We start from the raw sequence: 16032 nt of genomic DNA, 5'->3' as shown, positions 1-16032 counted from the left end.
GACTCCTCCTCTGCACTGCCCGGCAGGGTTGCCGGGCAGGACGCGCACTCGGCCCCTCCGGCCGGACGGCGGAGGTCGCGGGACTGCGTCCCGCGGAGGGCTCCGCGATCCGGCCCGCTCCGCGGCGGTGGGAGATCGGCGTCTCGCGCCGCACGCCCCCGGGGCACGGTGGGACCGTCAGCCGTCAGGCGATGACGGGAGCACCGGTCGCACCAGCGGGCTTCCTCGCCAGGCGAGGGGATGCTGGCCCGCGGCCGGTACGGCCCCCACAGTAGACCCCGCGTGGCGCCGGGGTCCGGGACGTCGCCGCCCCTACCCCTCGGGTCAGCCCCCGACGGTGGCCTGCAGGTCGTGCCGCGGGACCACCCGCAGGGCGCGGAACGGGAGGTCGTGGGCGCCGGGGCGGGTCCACTCCACCTCGACGACCTGACCCGCCCGCAGCTCCCCCGGACCGGTGCTGCTGCCCTCCACCGCGGCTGCGTCGGCCCAGCAGCCACCGGGCAGGTCGGGTGCCTCGATCACCGCGCCGTGCTCCTCGCCGTCCCACCGGACGACGGTGCCCATGGTGGTGCCGCCCTGCGTCATGACCTGAGGCTGCGCCGTCGGCGCCCGGGGGGCAAGACCTCGCGCGCCCGGACCCTTGCGGCCGCGGACGTGCCGGATCAGCCGTCCGGGGCCCGCGCCTCCTCCTCGGCCGGGGTCCGCCGACCGAACCAGAGGATGCCGACCCCCAGAGACACGGCTAGGAGGACGGCCATGACGACCAGCAGCGGCACCGGCCCGAACTGCGCGATCAGGGGCAGTGACGCCGCGGTGACCAGCCCGCCGCCGAAGAACGGCTCGAAGGCCAGCTGCTTGTAGCCGAACGCCTCCATGGCCGGGGTGGCGGCGTTGGGGTCGGCGACCCGGATCAGGATCAGCCCGGTGGCCGTGACCCCGAGGGACTGCCCCAGGTCGCCGATACCGCGCTCGAACCAGAAGCGGGGGATCATCCGGCGCGCCAGGAACACGAAGACACCGACGTTCCACGCGAGGCCGGCGACCGCGAGGAGGAGGAACGTCACCCAGTTGTCCGCGATCGCCTGGATGGACAGCGTGGCCAGGGCGCTGATGATGAGCAGGTCCAGCGCGATGCCCTGGATGCGCAGCATCATCTGCCGGTCGACGATGCCGGTGCGGTCGAACCGGTCGACCACCTTCTGCACCACGACCCCGCCGATCATCGCCAGCGGGAACAGCGGCACGAACTCGAAGAGCTCCACGGTGTCCGCCCACAGCGCCGCCTCGAGGGCCTGCAGCCCCTCGAGCAGGGCCAGGCCGAGCAGGATCGCCACGGCCACGACCGCGAAGTGGATGGCCAGCGGCTCGACCGACGCGGTGCGCACCGTGAGCATCGCCGCCGGCTTCTGCTCCTCCTTCTCGTAGAGCCCGCGCTGCTCGGCCAGCGAGGTCTTCGCGTCGTCCTCGAGCACCTGGGCGCGGCCGGTGTGCACCCCCCAGTTGATCAGCGCGATGCCGACGACGACGCCGGAGACGACGCCCACCGTGGCCAGGCCCAGGGCGAGGTCCTGCCCCTCCGGGAAGCCGAGATCGGCGAACGTCGTGCCCAGACCCGCCGCCGTCCCGTGTCCGCCCTCGAACCCCACCTCGATCAGCGCACCGACCATCGGGTCCTGGCCGAGGAAGGGCACGAGCAGCAGGACGGCGAGCAGCAGCCCGATCACGTACTGGCCGGAGGCCATGGTGACGCCGAGGGCCAGTTGCGGCCCGGCGAGCTCGGCGGCCTCCTTCACCTTGGGGATCCGCTCGCCGAGGAAGAGCGTGGCGAAGACCACCGAGATGAGCAGGCCGGGAAGGGACGCCCAGACGTCGAGGAACTCCGCCGGCCACAGGCCGCCGGTCAGCGGGGCATCCTCGCCGCCGATCGCCTCGGCGACCGCGCCGATCACCTCGGGACCGATGAGCAGGGCCAGGAAGCCGCCGATGATGGAGCTGGGGAGGAAGAGCTTCTGGGCGATCCGGGACCGGATCCGGATGAGCTTGGCCACCAGGAGCAGGACCCCCAGCACCAGCAGGCTGAGTCCGATGACGTCAGGGGACACGGTGCCTCCGTCCGTGCGGTCGGTGCGAGGACCGGTCGCGCCGGGTGGTCCGGTGGAGGGGCCCCACCCTGGTGGCTCCGGCCTCCGGCCACAACCCGGTCGGCGGCCCCCGTGGAGGCGGAACCGTTGCGGCCGCGCGCTGCCGGATGTGGGATGTGCCATGGCCGTCGTCCGGGGTGAACCTTCTTCCCGCCGCGGGGGCGACCGGGGGCACGGGCACGACGCGCGCTCCCCGCACACGATCCCGCCCGCCGGGTGGTGGCGGGTGCTCCGGCGGGTCGGCCGCCAGGTGCTCAGCGACCGCCTGATGGTGCAGAGCGCCGGGGTCGCGTTCTTCGCCGTCCTGTCGATCGCCCCGGTGCTGGTGACGGCGCTGTCGATCTACGGCGTCGTGAACACGCCCGAGACGGCGCGCCGGCAGCTCTCCGGGATGGCGAACGTGCTCCCCACCGAGCTCGAGTCGATCGTCACCGACCAGCTGACGACGATCACCGCGGCCTCGGCCCAGGTGCTCACCTTCCGCGGGCTCACGGGCCTCGTCGTGGCGCTGTGGACGGCGACGACCGCGATGACCTACCTCATCGACGGGTTGTGCCTGGCCTACCACGAACCGGAGACGCGGAGCTTCCCGCGCCGAGTGGGGCTGGCCCTGGTCTTCGTGCTGGGGGGTGCGGTCCTCCTCGCCGTCCTCTTCACCGTCGGGGGGATGGCAGGGTCCGGGCTCGCCGGGTCGCCGGGTGAGCTGCGGCTCGCCGTGCGAGTGGGTTCCTGGGTGGCGCTGGCCGCGCTCATGGCGGTCGCCCTCGCCGTCCTCTACCGCTTCGGCCCCGCCCGGGCGCGCGCCCGGTTGCGGTGGCTGACGCCGGGATCGGTCCTGGCGACGGTCGTCTGGCTGGCGGTGACCTTCGGGTTCTTCTCCTACGTCCAGGGGCTGGGCAGCTACCAGTCCACCTACGGCTCGCTCGCGGGCGTGGCGATCAGCATGTTCTGGCTGTGGACGACGGTCCTGCTGATCTTCTTCGGGGCCGCGGTGAACGCGGAGGCCGAGCGGCAGACGGTGCACGACTCGACCGTCGGGCCGGAGCGGCCCGTGGGCGCCCGCGGCGCCGTCGTCGCCGACTCCACCCCGCCGTACCCCGGCGAGTGACAGCGCCGCCGGGGTCGCTCGACGCCGAGGCCGCCGTCCCGACGACGTGCGGCCGCAGGGCGTTCCCCCGGCGGAGCCCCGCGGGAAGTCGCCGCTGGACCGGATCGGGCGGCAGCGCGCGGCGGACGGGCGGAGCTCCTCAGGCGGGTGACCCGCCCGCTCCCTAGGCTGACGTGATGTTCCTGCTCTTCGGGTTCGGCACCAAGCGCAAGCACCTCGGCGCTGGCGCGACCCGCACCTGCCCGAACTGCCACAACACGACGCAGTGGTCGCGCATCCGGCAGTACCGGCAGTTCTCGCTGTTCTTCGTGCCCGTCGCCCGGTGGAAGCGCCGGGAGCTCGAGGTGTGCGGCGTCTGCGGCACCGCCGTCGAGGTCTGAGCGAGCGCCGGCGGCGCCGGCCCGGCTCGGGACCGGCCTCGGGCAGGCGGCCCATGACCGCGCCCGGCAGACTCGGGAGGAGCGCGGCCGGTCGGGCCGGATGACGGAGGTCGAGCCGCATGGCTGTGCAGGAGTCGGGCTCCGCGCTGGGCGACGACGTCTCCCTGGGCCTGACCCAGCGGGAGGCCGAGGCCCGACGGCGGCGGGGCGAGGGCAACGTCGCCGTGAGCGCCTCGTCCCGCGGCTACGCCCGGATCATCCGCACGAACGTCTTCTCCTTCTTCAACATCATCCTGTTCGTCATCGGCGCCGCGCTGCTCGCGCTGGGCCGCTACAGCGACGCCTTCACCAGCGTCGGCCTCGGCCTGCTCAACGCCGCGATCAGCGCCGTGCAGGAGATCCGCGCCCGGCGCAAGCTCGACCGGCTGCAACTGCTCGACCGCAGCCGGGTCACCGTCGTGCGCGACGGGCGGGACGTCGAGGTGGCCCCGGAGGACGTCGTCCGCGGTGACGCCGTCCACGTGCGCCCCGGCGACCAGCTCGTCGTCGACGGGCCGGTGCTCGACGGCGGCCGGGTCGACGTCGACGAGTCGCTGCTGACCGGGGAGTCCGAACCGCTGCACAAGGTTCCGGGTGACGACCTCCTGTCGGGGAGCTTCTGCGTCGGCGGCGAGGGGTACCAGCTGGCGCGGGACGTCGGCGCGGCCAGCTACGCCAGCCGGCTGACCGCGGACGCACGGCGGTCCAGCACCGACCGGACGCCCCTGCAGGACCGCATCGACTTCGTCGTCCGGCTGGTGATGCTCCTCGTCGCGCTGATGAGCGTGACGATCCTGTTCCAGGCGGCGCTCGAAGGGTTCTCCCTGGTCCGGGTCGTGCAGACCACCGCGGTGCTCTCGGGGCTGGTCCCCTACGGCTTGTTCTTCCTCGTGACCGTCGCCTACACCGTGGGCGCGGCCAGGAGCAGCGGCCGCGGCGCCCTCGTGCAGCAGGTGAACGCCGTGGAGTCGGTCAGCAACGTCGACGTCGTCTGCACGGACAAGACCGGCACGTTGACGACCGGTCGGCTCGGCCTCGCGGCGGTGCAGCCGGTCGGCGGGATGACGTCCGAGGCGGCCGGCCTGCTGGTCGGCTCCATGGCCCGCAGCACGTCGGCGCCCAACCTCACCACCACGGCGCTGGCCGGCGCCCTGCCCGGCGAGAGGTGGGCGGTGCGCGACGAGATCCCCTTCTCGTCGGCCCTGCGGTGGAGCGCGCTGCGCACCGATGAGGGGCTCTACGTGCTGGGCGCGCCCGACCGGCTGGGTCCGCACCTCTCCGGTCCCTCGCTGACCGACACCGTGGGCGACCTGACCGCGCAGGGGCTCCGGGTCCTCGTCGTCGCCCGCGCCGCCGCGGACACCCCTGTCCGAGACCCCGCCGGGCGACCGCAGCTCCACGCTCTCGAGCCGGTCGCCGTCGTCTCCCTCGCCGACGAGCTGCGCCCCGACGTGCCGGAGACCATCGCGGGGTTCGCGCGGGACGGCATCGACCTCAAGGTCGTCTCCGGCGACGACCCGCGCACGGTGGCGGCCTTGGCCCGGCAGGCCGGCCTGGACGCCGGGGTCCCGGTGGCCGGTGCCGAGCTCGACGGTCTGTCCGACCCCGAGCTGGACCGGGTCGTCCGGCGGGCGGCGGTCTTCGGCCGCATCGCCCCGGAGCAGAAGGAGCGGCTCGTCGAGTCGCTGCGCCGGCAGGGACGTTACGTCGCCATGATCGGGGACGGCGTCAACGACGCCCGCGCCCTCAAGCGGGCCCACGTCGGGGTGGCGATGAAGAGCGGCAGCGCCGTCGCGCGCGACGTCGCCGACATCGTGCTGACCGACGACTCGCTCGCGGCGCTGCGGCCCGCACAGCATGAGGGGCGCCGGATCATCAACGGCATCGGCACCTCGATGCAGGTGTTCCTGGCCCGGGTCAGCACCCAGGGTCTGGTGATCCTCGCCGTCACCATGCTGGGGCTGGGCTTCCCGTACTCACCGGCCAACGTCGGGCTGACCCTGCTCACCGTGGGGGTGCCGACGCTGTTCCTGACGGCGTGGGCGCATCCGATCGCACCCGACCCGCACCTGCTGGCGAACCTGGGGCGGTTCGTCGTCCCCGCGGCGGTGACCACGGCCGCCGGCGGGGTGGCGCTGTACGCCTACCACTACACGTTCCTGTTCGAAGGGCTGAGCCGCTCCGGCACCCCCGAGGAGGTGCTCGCCGCGTTCGAGCGCTACACCGGGCTCTCGTCGGACGACGTCGGGTTCGCCGAGGCGGCGGCGACCATCGGCGCCCAGACGGCCCTCTCCACGTTCGTCTCCTTCGCCGCGTTCCTGCTCATCCTGTTCCTGCGGCCACCGAGCCGGTTGTTCGCGGCGTGGACCCGGCCCGACGGCGACAGACGCCCGGCCGTGCTCGTCGCCGTGCTGGCCGCGGTCTTCACCGGCAGCCTGTTCATCCCTGCCGTCAGCGACTACTTCGGGCTCACCGGCGCCGCGGACCCGGTGTTCTTCACCGTGCTGCCGGCGTTGCTGGTCTGGTTCGCCGTCCTGAGCGCGGCCTACCGGTTCCGCGTTCTGGAGCGCACCCTCGGGCTGGCGCGCGTCGGCGTGGCCCCGCGCTGATCCGCCTCGCGCCACTTGGAGGTGCCGGCCGGCAGGGCAGGCGCTCCGGCGGCCGACCAGCCCTGGGGAAGAAGGGGCCGCGCGCCTCTCAGGGGAGTTCCGCACCGCCGAGACCGGCGTCACGAGCCATCGCGATCGCCTGGGGCCGGGACTCCGCGGGCAGCTTCGTCAACACCGTCGACACGACGTTGCGCACGGTCTTCTCCGACAGGTAGAGGCGGCGGGCGATCTCCCCGTTGCTCAACCCGCGGGCGACCAGGTCGAGCACCTCGTGCTCCCGCTCGGTCAGCTGCGGGAACGGCGTCAACCGCTCGGTACGGGTCATGAGCCGCGTGAGCACCGCTGGACCGACCGCCGCGCCGAGGATCACCTCGCCGTGCCCCACCGCCTCGAGCGCCCGGGTGATCTCCTGCCGGCTCGCCCCCTTCAGCAGGTAGCCGCGCGCGCCCGCACGGAGGGCCGCGGCGACGGTGTCGTCGTTCTCGACCATCGTGAGCACCAGGCACGCCGCAGCGGGCAGTTCGCTGGCCAGCGTCCGGATCGCCTCGAGCCCGTTGGTGCCCGGCATGTGCAGGTCCATCAGGACGACGTCGGGCCGCTCGGTGAGGGCCAGCGCGATCGCTTCGTCGCCGTCGGCCGCCTGCCCCACCACGCGCGCCCACGGCAGCGCGTCGACGAGCGCGGCGATGCCGGCGCGGAACATCGGGTGGTCGTCGGCCACGAGGACGGAGAGCTGCGCGGTCACGTCGCGACCTCCGCGAGCCGTTCCGGGACCGGAGCCGTGGGGTGGTGGTCCGCAGGCAGCGTCGCGACGACCGTCGTGCCGCCGCTGCCACCGGTGACGGTGCACGTCCCGCCCAGCTCGGTGGCCCGCTGGTGCATCGAGGTGAGCCCCACCCCGGCCGTCGCCTGCCGCGGCAGCCCGATCCCGTCGTCGGCTACGCGCACCGTGATCACCCCGTCCTCGTGCGCGAGGTGCACGTCGACGTGCTGGGCCCCCGAATGCTTTGCCACGTTCGCCAGCGCCTCCGCGGTGATCCGGTACGCGGCGACCTCGGCCGCCGCCGACAGTCCGGTCAGCGGTCCTTCCCCCGTCACCGTGACCTCCACCCCGGCGGTGCGCAGGCGTTCCGCCATCTCCTGCACGGCCGACACCAGGCCGAGGTCGTCGAGCGCGGCCGGCCGCAGGTCGTCGACGATGCGCCGGACGCCGGAGACGCTGTCCCGCAGGTATCCGGCAGCGGCCTCGAGAACCGCGGCGGCGCGGTCGGGGTCGGTGTGCACGAGGTCGGCGGCGACGTCCAGTTGCATGGCGGTGGCGGCCAAGCCGGGGCCGAGGTCGTCGTGCAGGTCCTGGCGCAGCCGCCGGCGCTCCTCCTCGCGCGAGGTCACGATGTGCTCGCGGGAGCGGTGCAGCTCCGCCTGGAGCGCGGTGGCGTGCGCCGCCACGGCGGTGTGGCGGGCCAGCTCCTCCAGCAACCTGCGCCCGCGCTCACCGAGGCCACCGGGTGGCACGGCGACCACGAGCTCCCCCACCGAGCGGCCGGAGTAGACGAGCGGCACGGTGAGCGTCTCCGCCCGCGGGTCGCGGCGTCCGTGCACGACCACGCCGTGGTGGGCGACGCGCAGTTCGGCGTACGGGAGCCGCAGGGTCCGCGCCACCACGTCCACCACCGTCGGGAGCACGGCGCTCGGCGAACTGGCGGACGCCAGCCGTTCCGCCAGCCGGGACACGCCCGCGTGCGGCTCGTCGGCCTGGCCGTACAGCAGCCGGTTCACGGTCCGCTGCACGCGGTCCTTGAGCGGCTGCACCACCATCGCGGCGAGCACGAACAGGAGGAGGTCCCAGTCCTCCGTCACCCGCTGCGCCAGCCCGGTGAGCACTGCCAGGAGGCCGCCGTACGCGGCCAGCGTCAGCACGGAGAGCGCTCCGTAGACCAGCGCCCGGTTGACCACGACGTCGAGGTCCCACAGCCGGCGGCGGACCATGGCGTAGGTGATGGCGGCCGGGAGCGGCACCATGGCCGCCGCGACGAAGGCGGCCGAGGCGACCGGCAGGAACCAGCCCGCCACCAGCAGCGCCAGCGTCGCCACGGCGCCGGCGGCCACGAGGACCACGTGGTCGCGCTCCTGCCCCGACGCCCGGCGCAGGCGCAGCACGAGCGAGGCGATCCCGAGCAGCGCGGCGAGCACCACGACGGGCAGGGTGGCGCTCACGACGGTCCAGGCGCCGTCGACGGCCACCGGGTGGTCGAGCTCGCCGTAGAACACGGGGGGTGGGATGTCGCGCTGGTCGTAGGGCGTCACCGCCCACGCCACGGTGGCTGTGACCGTGGCGAGGACCGACACGCCCGCCACCCATCGCCAGCGCGGTGACGGCAGGGATCCGGTGGGCAAGAAGAGCAGGAGCACCGAGGGCACCAGCGTGTAGCCCGGCACCCAGGTGAAGCCGGCGACCCAGTACAGCAGCGCGCCCACCTGGTCCCCGGGGGTGCCGGTGAGCAGCAGGTGCGCCAGCGAGCCGCTGAACGACGACACGGCGTTGCTCAGGCCCACGACGACCATCAGCCAGCCGACCGGCGTGCGCGGCAGGCGGGCCGCGACGACGGCGCCGAGGGCGCCGTAGGCGATCCCAGCCAGGACCCCGCGCAGCGCACCCCCGGCTGGGTAGTCCGGCCCGTCAGCCGGCAGCAGCTGCAGCACCAGGGTGGCCGCCGCCAGCGCGACGCACGCCGCACCGCCGGCGGTGGCCAGACGGTGCCACGGGTGCCGGCGGCGATCACCGGACGCGGAGCGCGGGTGCATGCCGGGATGTTCTCAGCAGAGGGCGTCCCGAGTGGGAGGGACGGCGGTCCTGCACCCGATCGGGACCGGCGTCCGATGACGGCAGGACGTCGCGGCCCGGAGCCTTCCGGCAGCTCGCACGGCACCCCCGCCGTCGAGACGACCTGGAGAGTTCGCCATGACCCAGCACGTCAGCACCCCCGCACCGACGACCGAGATCCGGATGGGCTCGGAGCTCAGCGCACCGGACCAGGCGGTCGTCACCGGCGCCAGCACCCGGGACGCCGCGCCGGCCGCACCCACCCACCGCGCCCGGGGATGGCGGCGGGCCGCCCTGGCCGGCGCCGCGCTGGTGTCGCCGGTCGCCATGGCCGCGCAGTACGCGCTCAACAGCGCCGGGCTACCGCGCCAGGACGCCGAGGTGTACCTGACCGCCGTCGCCGCCGACAGCGGCGCGATGGTCGCCTCGACGCTCGCCTACGCGCTCGCGATGACCACGATGGTGGCCGTCGGCGCGCTCGCCGCGGTGGTCCTCCGGCGCACCTCGCCGATCGCCTCCGCGCTGTCCGCGGCGCTGCTGGCCCTGGGGGCGGTCGGTGGGGGCGCGTTCGTCGGGCTCCGGCTGGCCGCGCTCGCCATGGTCGAGGACGGCGCCGTCCGGCCGGGCGGGGTCGCTGCCTTCGTCCGGCTGCAAGGGGCGATCATCGACCCGGTCGGGTGGCTGCTCGTCTGCGCCATCGTGGGCACCGTGGCGCTCGCCGTCGCCATGCACCGCTCCCGTGGCGCGATCGGCTGGTGGCCGGCGGTGGTGACCGTCGTCGGGTTCGTGCTCGCCAGCGGCGAGTTCCCGAACGCCGTCAGCGTCACCGGGGCCGTCGTGCAGGGCGCCGCACTCGTCCCGCTCGCACGGCTGGCCCTCGCGACCCGGGGCTGACGGAGCCGGCCGTCCTCCGTCGCGGGGCGGCGGTGCCAGGCAGGAAGCGTCCCCACGGTCACCGGCCGTGGGGACGCCGTCCCGCTCGTCGTGCCCGCCCTCAGCGGCGCGTCTCCGGGAACAGCAGGTCGATGAACCGTTCCGCGGTGGGCCGGGGCTCGTGGTTGGCCAGGCCCGGCCGTTCGTTGGCCTCGATGAACACGTGCTCGGGCCCGTCGAGGTCGGGGACGAGGAAGTCCAGGCCGGTCACGGGGATGCCGATGGCGCGGCTGGCGCGCGTGGCGGCTGCGGCGATCCGGGGGTGCAACCGGTCGGTCACGTCCTCGATCGTCCCGCCGGTGTGCAGGTTCGCCGTGCGGCGCACCTGGACCCGCAGTCCCGCGGGCGGGACGTCGTCCATCCCCCAGCCGGCCGCGCGGACGTCGGCACGGGTGGTCTCGTCGAGGGGGATGCGCGACTCCCCTCCCGTCGCCCGCTCCCGCCGTCGGCTGGCCGCCTGGATCAGTGCCGTGACGTCCCGCTCGCCGTCCCCCACCACCTGCGCCGGGCGCCGGACTGCCGCGGCGACGACCTCGTGGTCGATGACCACGACCCGGAGGTCGGCGCCGGGGACGCACTCCTCGACGAGCACGTCGGGGCAGTGCCGGAGCGCCAGCGCCACCGCCTGCTCGAGGTGCCCGCGCTCCCGGACGCCCACCGTGATGCCCTTGCCCTGCTCCCCACGGGCAGGTTTGACGACGACCTCCGCGCAGCGTTCCAGGAGCTCCGCCGCGGGCCCCAGGTCGCCGTCGCGCGCCTCGGCCGCTGCGGCGACCCGCACCCCGGCCCGGTGCACGATGCGGCGGGTGACCCGCTTGTCGTCGCACCGGCTCATGGCGACCGCGGTGGTCAGCTCGGACAGGGACTCGCGGGTGCACACGCTGCGCATGCCGAGGGTCAGCTGCAGCTCGCCGAAGGCGGCGTCGGTGACGTCCACGCGGATGCCCCGACGGAGCGCCTCGTCGGCCAGGATGCGGGCGTACGGGTTCAGCTGGTCGAGCTCCGGCGGCTCGCCGACGAACAACGGCGCGTTGAACCGGCTCTTGCGCTTGACGCAGACCGCGGACGTCTGCCGGAACCCGAGCTTGCGGTAGAGGCCGATCGCCCCGTCGTTGTCGTGCAGCACCGAGAGGTCGAGGTAGGCGCGACCGCGCGCGGCGTAGCGCTCGACGAGCACGCGGACCAGCGCCTCCCCGGTCCCCGCAGGCGCGCCCGCCCGGTCCACGGCCAGGCACCAGAGACTGCTGCCGCCTTCCGGATCCCCGAACGCGGCCAGGTGGTCGACGCCGGTGACCGTTCCGACGAGACGGCCCGTGTGACGGTCCTCGGCGACGAGGTAGGTGACGGCCCGCCCGTGGAGGTTGCGCTCCATCACCTGCTCGTCGCCCGGGAGCATGCCGTTGACCGCCTGCAGCCGGTTGATGTCGCACAGGTCCGCGGGGCGCGTCGCCAGCCGGACGAACACGTCGGGCACCAGCTCGCGACGAGGGCGGTACCGGTGCAGGTCCAGCCGCATCGTGTACGAGGGGTCGATGAACAGCTCGTCGGGAGCCAGCCCGACGAGCACCTGGGGATCCCGCGGGTAGATGCAGATGCCCCGCAGCCCCTGCTCTTCCCGCCGGGACTCCTCCAGCAGCCGCCGCAGGGACGGGTAGGTCTGGCCGAACAGCAGACGGCCCCAGCCCAGGTCGACCGTCGATTCGGGCCGCATCCCGCGGAGCTGGTGGTCCGACGGTTCCCGCCACCAGGACCCGGTCATCACCGGCTCCGGCAGGACCGCTGTCCGGCGCACCTCGGGCCGCATCACCATGACGGAGTCCCGGGAGAGACGCTCCGGCCGCGCACCGTGCCCATGTCGTTCCCTCGGTCCTGCACCGACGAGCCGCGCTGGCCGCTGCGCGTCATCGATGCGCGGAGGAACCGGCTCGTCAGGGGGCCGCTCCCGGTGCGGCTCTTTCCACCCGGGCGCGTTCCGGCACTGTGCCCCCGGTAGGGGCCGCGAAACCCCGTGGGCGCATGCGTGGCCATCCGGAACCCGTTCCCGGGGACCGAGGGTCCTCGACGTCGTCGGCCCCCCCGAGCCGGAGGCGGGTCCAGGTCAGCAGCTCTGCGACGTCCCCGCCGCCGACATCGACTCCGCCGGCACCCACCACCGCACGTACTGAGCGGTTCGCCGCCCAGCGCGGTGACCACCGCCACGAACGGGACCCCACCCCGTCGTAGTCGCGGCCGATCACCATCAGCCCACCCGGGATCCGCGAAGGGGTAGATGCCGATCCGGTCGAGGACCTGCATGTCGCTCCGGCCTACTCACGGCTGGGTGGCGCAGCGTTCCCGACCGCGCCCAGCCCGCTCCGTCAGCTGGGGCCCGGAGCGGGCGGGACGGTTGCGGGCGGGTCTCAGCCGGCTGTCGCGCGGGCGGCCTCGACGATGAGGTCGGCGACCGCGCCGGGCCGGGACACGGCGACGGCGTGGGAGGCGTCGACCTCGACGGCCGTCGACTGCGCCCGCTGGGCCATGAAGATCTGCGCCGCGGCCGGAACGGCGAGGTCCTGCCGCGTGACCAAGGTCCAGGACGGGATCGTCCGCCAGGCCGCCGCCGTCGCCTTCTCCTCCAGCGCCTCGCTGGTGATGGGCCGCTGCGTCGCGACCATCAGCTCGGCGACCTCCGGCGGAACATCGGCGGCGAACACCTGCCGGAACTTGCCCGGCTGGATGTACAGGTCGGTCACCGTGCCGCCGTTCCCGTCGCGGACGGGAACGGGGTCCAGCGCGGACCCCAGCTCGTTGCCGGGGAACTTCCCGGCCAGCTCACCGGTGCTCTCCCCTTCCTCCAGCAGGAAGCTGCCCACGTAGACGAGCGCCCGGACGCCGGGGTGCCCGTCGGCGGCCACGCTCATCACCGAGCCGCCGTAGGAATGACCGGCCACCACGATCGGGCCGCGCACCCGGTCCAGGACGCTGCGCAGCTGGTCGGCGTCGTCGCGCAGGCCCCGGAGCGGGTTGGCCGCAGCGATGACCGGGTAGCCGTCGCTCCTGAGCTGCTCGATCACCCCGTTCCAGCTGGCCGATTCGGCGAACGCGCCGTGCACGAGGACCACGGTCGGCTTCTCCTGGGCCGTCGTGCCCGCGTCGGTGTCGATGGTCATCGTCGTTCCTCTCGATCCGCAGCGACCGGGACGACCGGTTCGGCCGCGTCAGCGCTGATGGATCGACCGTAGGAAGCCAGGCCCCCTCGTCGCGTACGTCAGATGACCGTCGTGCCGACGGTGGACCAGCCGGTCACGGACCGATGGCGGCGCGCAGGGCGACGCGCGAGGTGATCCCCAGCTTAGGGAAGATCCGGTGCAGGTGCGTGCCGACCGTCCGGTGCGAGAGGTACAGCCGCGCGCCGATCTCCCGGTTGGTCAGGCCCTCCGCGGCCAGCTGCGCGATCAGCAGCTCCTGCGGGCTCAGCTGCTCGCGCGCCTCCGGGGTGCGCGGCCTGCTCTGCTCCCCCGAGGCCCGCAGTTCCTGCCGGGCCCGGTCGCCCCAGGCAGCTGCTCCCACGGCGTCGAAGGTGTCCCGCGCGGCCCGCAGCGGGGCCCGGGACTCCGCCGCCCGCCGGCACCGCCGCAGCCAGGCCCCGTGGGCCAGCTGCAGGCGGGCACGGGGGAAGGGCCAAGAGCCCAGGTCGGCCGCCAGGGCCGCCGCGAACAGCTCCTCGGCCTCGTCGTCAGGGGCCAGGAGTGCTCGGCCGTAGCGCAGCCCGATGTGGAGCACCGGTGAGGGCGTGCGCGCTGCGAGCGCCTCGAGGTCGGTCAGTACCGGCTCGACCTCGGCGCGGTGCCCGCTGTGGACGGCGGCCTCCACCAGGTCGCCGACGGCGAAGCTGCGCACCACGGGGTGGTGGCCAGGGTCGGCGGGGTCGGAGAGGCGGACGAGGTGGTCCCAGGCGGCCTGGTGCCGCCCCTGGCTGAGCGTGACCATGCCCCGGGCGAGCTGCACACCCGCCAGGACGGCGTTGGAGTCGACCTGCAGGCCGAGCCGGGCCGCGGCGGTGAGGCGTTCCTCGACGTCCTCGCCACCGCAGACAGCGGAGACGACCGACCGGACCACCTGGGCGACGGCTCCCATCAGCGGCTGGGCGGAGTCCGCGGCGAGCCGGGCGGCCTCGTCGGCGGCCGTGGCCGCCAGGTCGAACCGCCCGACGTTGAGCGCGCTCCACGCCTGCACGGCCAGGGCCCGGCCCAGCAGCCCGAGCCGGCCGTCGCCCCGGAGGCCGGTCACCGCCGACGTCAGGAACTCGACGGCGAGCGGGAAGTCACCCACGACGCTGGCCGCCTCGCCGGCGGCCTGCGCCGGCGCCGTGTCGAGCGGACCGTCGGACACGGCCCGCAGCCGTGCGTGGAGCATCGCCCCCCGGTCGAACGGCGCCACGTAGGAGAGCACCTCGAGCACGAGCACGTCTTCCGCGTCGAGCGTCTGCTCGACGACCTCCAGCAGGTGGTCCCGCGCCTCGGCGCCCGGCTCGGCCCACCAGCACCGCAGCGCCGCGGCCCGGAGGAACCTCAGCGCCTGGTCGGCCCGGCCGTCGGCCGCGGCCGTGGCGGCGACCTCGGTCAGCATCCGGGTGCCCGCCCGGACGTCGTGGACGCCCTCCTCGAACCCGTCCCGGATCACCGTCATGCGGGCCCGCTCCCGGGCGGGAACGTCGAGGCCCGCCGTCTCGCGCAGGAGGCGGTCGACGACGTCGGGACGCCCCCACTCGAAGGCCAGCTCGGCCGCTCGCAGGAAGCGCCGCGCCCGCTCCGCCGGGTCAGCGGTCAGTCGGGCGGCGCGCTCGATCGCCGCCTGGGCCGCCGCCACGCCACCTCGGCGCTGGGCGCGGGCCGCAGCGTCCTCGAGTTCGGCGGCGACCGCGTCGTCCGGCGCATCGGCGGCGGCCGCCCGGTGCCAGATCTGCCGGTCGGTGCCGCGCAGCGTCCCGGCCAGCGCAATGTGCGCGCGCTGCCGCTCGGCGAGGGTGGCTCGCTGCCGGATCGCGTGGCGGACCAGCGGATGACGGAAGACCAGCTTCCCGCCGTCCGCGGCGACCAACCCCACATCGACGGCCGGGGCCAGTGCCTCCGCGGTGACCTCGGCGCCGCGGAGTGCGGACGCCGCGACCAGGGCCTCCCCCAGGTCGCCCTCATCATCCAGGGCAGCGACCAGCAGCAGGTCCCGGGTCGCGTCGGCCAACCCGGGGAGTCGGGCCGCGAACGCCTGCTCCAGTCGCGCGGGCAGCGTCAGGGGTGCCCAGTCGTCCCGCGCGCCTCCCAGGGGCAGCTCGGCCAGCGCGAGCGGATTGCCCGCGGCCGCTGCCAACAGGCGCCGGCGGCCGGCCGGATCGAGCTGGGGTGCCCGACGCGCCAGCACGTCCTCGGCGGAGCGACGGTCCAGGCGTTCCAGGTGGTGCTCGTCCAGCGCCGCACCGGAGAGGACGGGCGGGAAGCCGTCGCGCTGGGCCGCCACCATCACCACCGCCTCGGACTCCAGCCGCCGTGCGACGAAACCGAGGACGTCGGCGCTGGGCCGGTCGAGCCAGTGCGCGTCGTCGACGACGAGCACGAGGGGCTGGTCCGCGGCGCTGTCGCTGATCAGGGTCAGGGCCGCCAGACCGATCAGGAAGAGCTCCGGTGCAGCGTCGTCGGTCATGCCGAACGCCGCCTTCAGCGCGCGCCGCTGTGGGGCGGGCAACGCGGAGAGACGACCGAGCAGGGACCGGACCAGCTGGTGGAGGCCGGCGAACGGCAAGGTCGTCTCGGACTCCACGCCGGTGGTGGCGAGCACCCGCAGCCCGCTGCGGGCCGCGGCTTCGCACACGTGGCGGAGCAAGGCGGACTTGCCGATCCCGGCCTCCCCGCGGACGAGGACGGCGGCGCCGCGGTACGGCAGGCCGCGGAGCAGCCGGTCGAGCGCCTCGATCTCCGCGTCCCGGCCCACCAGGCCGGCTGTCGCCATGTTCGCGCCCATCAAC

11 protein-coding genes are annotated in these 16032 nt (G+C 74.6%); 4 read left to right on the top strand and 7 right to left on the bottom strand.

What is annotated here, in order from left to right; all coding sequences use genetic code 11:
- Positions 1-324: 324 nt before the first annotated feature.
- Positions 325-585: a hypothetical protein gene (locus tag ACI794_RS09310; protein WP_456602436.1), complete on the bottom strand. Its 261-nt coding sequence runs from the start codon at positions 583-585 to the stop codon at positions 325-327.
- A gap of 77 nt (positions 586-662) precedes the next feature.
- A complete protein-coding gene (locus ACI794_RS09305) occupies positions 663-2102 on the bottom strand; it encodes a sodium/glutamate symporter (protein ID WP_456602437.1) in 1440 nt (479 codons plus the stop codon).
- Between the two features lie 160 nt (positions 2103-2262).
- On the opposite strand from ACI794_RS09305, the gene ACI794_RS09300 reads away from it, so the two are divergent.
- The 3 genes from ACI794_RS09300 (at position 2263) to ACI794_RS09290 (ending at position 6277) form a co-directional block, all read left to right on the top strand.
- Positions 2263-3249 (top strand): YihY/virulence factor BrkB family protein, encoded by a 987-nt coding sequence (locus tag ACI794_RS09300; RefSeq protein WP_456602438.1) that lies wholly within the window; start codon positions 2263-2265, stop codon positions 3247-3249.
- A gap of 176 nt (positions 3250-3425) precedes the next feature.
- Positions 3426-3629 (top strand): zinc-ribbon domain-containing protein, encoded by a 204-nt coding sequence (locus ACI794_RS09295; RefSeq protein ID WP_456616229.1) that lies wholly within the window; start codon positions 3426-3428, stop codon positions 3627-3629.
- A gap of 119 nt (positions 3630-3748) precedes the next feature.
- Positions 3749-6277: an HAD-IC family P-type ATPase gene (locus tag ACI794_RS09290; protein WP_456616228.1), complete on the top strand. Its 2529-nt coding sequence runs from the start codon at positions 3749-3751 to the stop codon at positions 6275-6277.
- A gap of 88 nt (positions 6278-6365) precedes the next feature.
- Here the strand turns inward: ACI794_RS09290 and ACI794_RS09285 are convergent, their stop codons facing one another.
- Both ACI794_RS09285 and ACI794_RS09280 read right to left on the bottom strand, forming a co-directional pair.
- Positions 6366-7022 carry a response regulator gene (locus ACI794_RS09285; protein ID WP_456580548.1) on the bottom strand — a complete coding sequence of 219 codons (657 nt, stop codon included), beginning with the start codon at positions 7020-7022 and terminating at the stop codon, positions 6366-6368.
- The gene (locus ACI794_RS09280) at positions 7019-9082 is read right to left on the bottom strand and encodes a sensor histidine kinase (protein ID WP_456616227.1); all 2064 of its coding nucleotides are present in this window, start codon (positions 9080-9082) and stop codon (positions 7019-7021) included. The genes ACI794_RS09285 and ACI794_RS09280 overlap by 4 nt, the downstream gene beginning before the upstream one ends.
- Before the next feature lie 157 nt (positions 9083-9239).
- Here ACI794_RS09280 and ACI794_RS09275 point away from each other — a divergent pair, with 157 nt between their 5' ends.
- A complete protein-coding gene (locus ACI794_RS09275; RefSeq protein ID WP_456616226.1) occupies positions 9240-9995 on the top strand; it encodes a hypothetical protein in 756 nt (251 codons plus the stop codon).
- A gap of 100 nt (positions 9996-10095) precedes the next feature.
- Here the strand turns inward: ACI794_RS09275 and ngg are convergent, their stop codons facing one another.
- The 3 genes from ngg to ACI794_RS09260 form a co-directional block, all read right to left on the bottom strand.
- Positions 10096-11844: an N-acetylglutaminylglutamine synthetase gene (gene ngg, locus ACI794_RS09270; protein WP_456616225.1), complete on the bottom strand. Its 1749-nt coding sequence runs from the start codon at positions 11842-11844 to the stop codon at positions 10096-10098.
- Positions 11845-12433: 589 nt separating this feature from the next.
- Positions 12434-13183 (bottom strand): alpha/beta fold hydrolase, encoded by a 750-nt coding sequence (locus ACI794_RS09265; protein ID WP_456616224.1) that lies wholly within the window; start codon positions 13181-13183, stop codon positions 12434-12436.
- 133 nt (positions 13184-13316) lie between these two features.
- Positions 13317-16028: an ATP-binding protein gene (locus ACI794_RS09260; RefSeq protein WP_456616223.1), complete on the bottom strand. Its 2712-nt coding sequence runs from the start codon at positions 16026-16028 to the stop codon at positions 13317-13319.
- Positions 16029-16032: the final 4 nt, after the last annotated feature.

It is taken from the genome of Blastococcus sp. SYSU DS0541, assembly GCF_054050875.1.
This window is presented reverse-complemented; position numbering and strand designations above follow the sequence as displayed.

What these genes read in the sequence shown, in the direction of transcription:
- ACI794_RS09310 (WP_456602436.1), bottom strand. Translation starts at nt 585, where the DNA reads ATGACGCAGGGCGGCACCACCATGGGCACCGTCGTCCGGTGGGACGGC.
- ACI794_RS09300 (WP_456602438.1), top strand. Translation starts at nt 2,263, where the DNA reads ATGGCCGTCGTCCGGGGTGAACCTTCTTCCCGCCGCGGGGGCGACCGG.
- ACI794_RS09295 (WP_456616229.1), top strand. Translation starts at nt 3,426, where the DNA reads ATGTTCCTGCTCTTCGGGTTCGGCACCAAGCGCAAGCACCTCGGCGCT.
- ACI794_RS09290 (WP_456616228.1), top strand. Translation starts at nt 3,749, where the DNA reads ATGGCTGTGCAGGAGTCGGGCTCCGCGCTGGGCGACGACGTCTCCCTG.
- ACI794_RS09280 (WP_456616227.1), bottom strand. Translation starts at nt 9,082, where the DNA reads ATGCACCCGCGCTCCGCGTCCGGTGATCGCCGCCGGCACCCGTGGCAC.
- ACI794_RS09275 (WP_456616226.1), top strand. Translation starts at nt 9,240, where the DNA reads ATGACCCAGCACGTCAGCACCCCCGCACCGACGACCGAGATCCGGATG.
- ngg (WP_456616225.1), bottom strand. Translation starts at nt 11,844, where the DNA reads ATGGTGATGCGGCCCGAGGTGCGCCGGACAGCGGTCCTGCCGGAGCCG.
- ACI794_RS09265 (WP_456616224.1), bottom strand. Translation starts at nt 13,183, where the DNA reads ATGACCATCGACACCGACGCGGGCACGACGGCCCAGGAGAAGCCGACC.
- ACI794_RS09260 (WP_456616223.1), bottom strand. Translation starts at nt 16,028, where the DNA reads ATGGGCGCGAACATGGCGACAGCCGGCCTGGTGGGCCGGGACGCGGAG.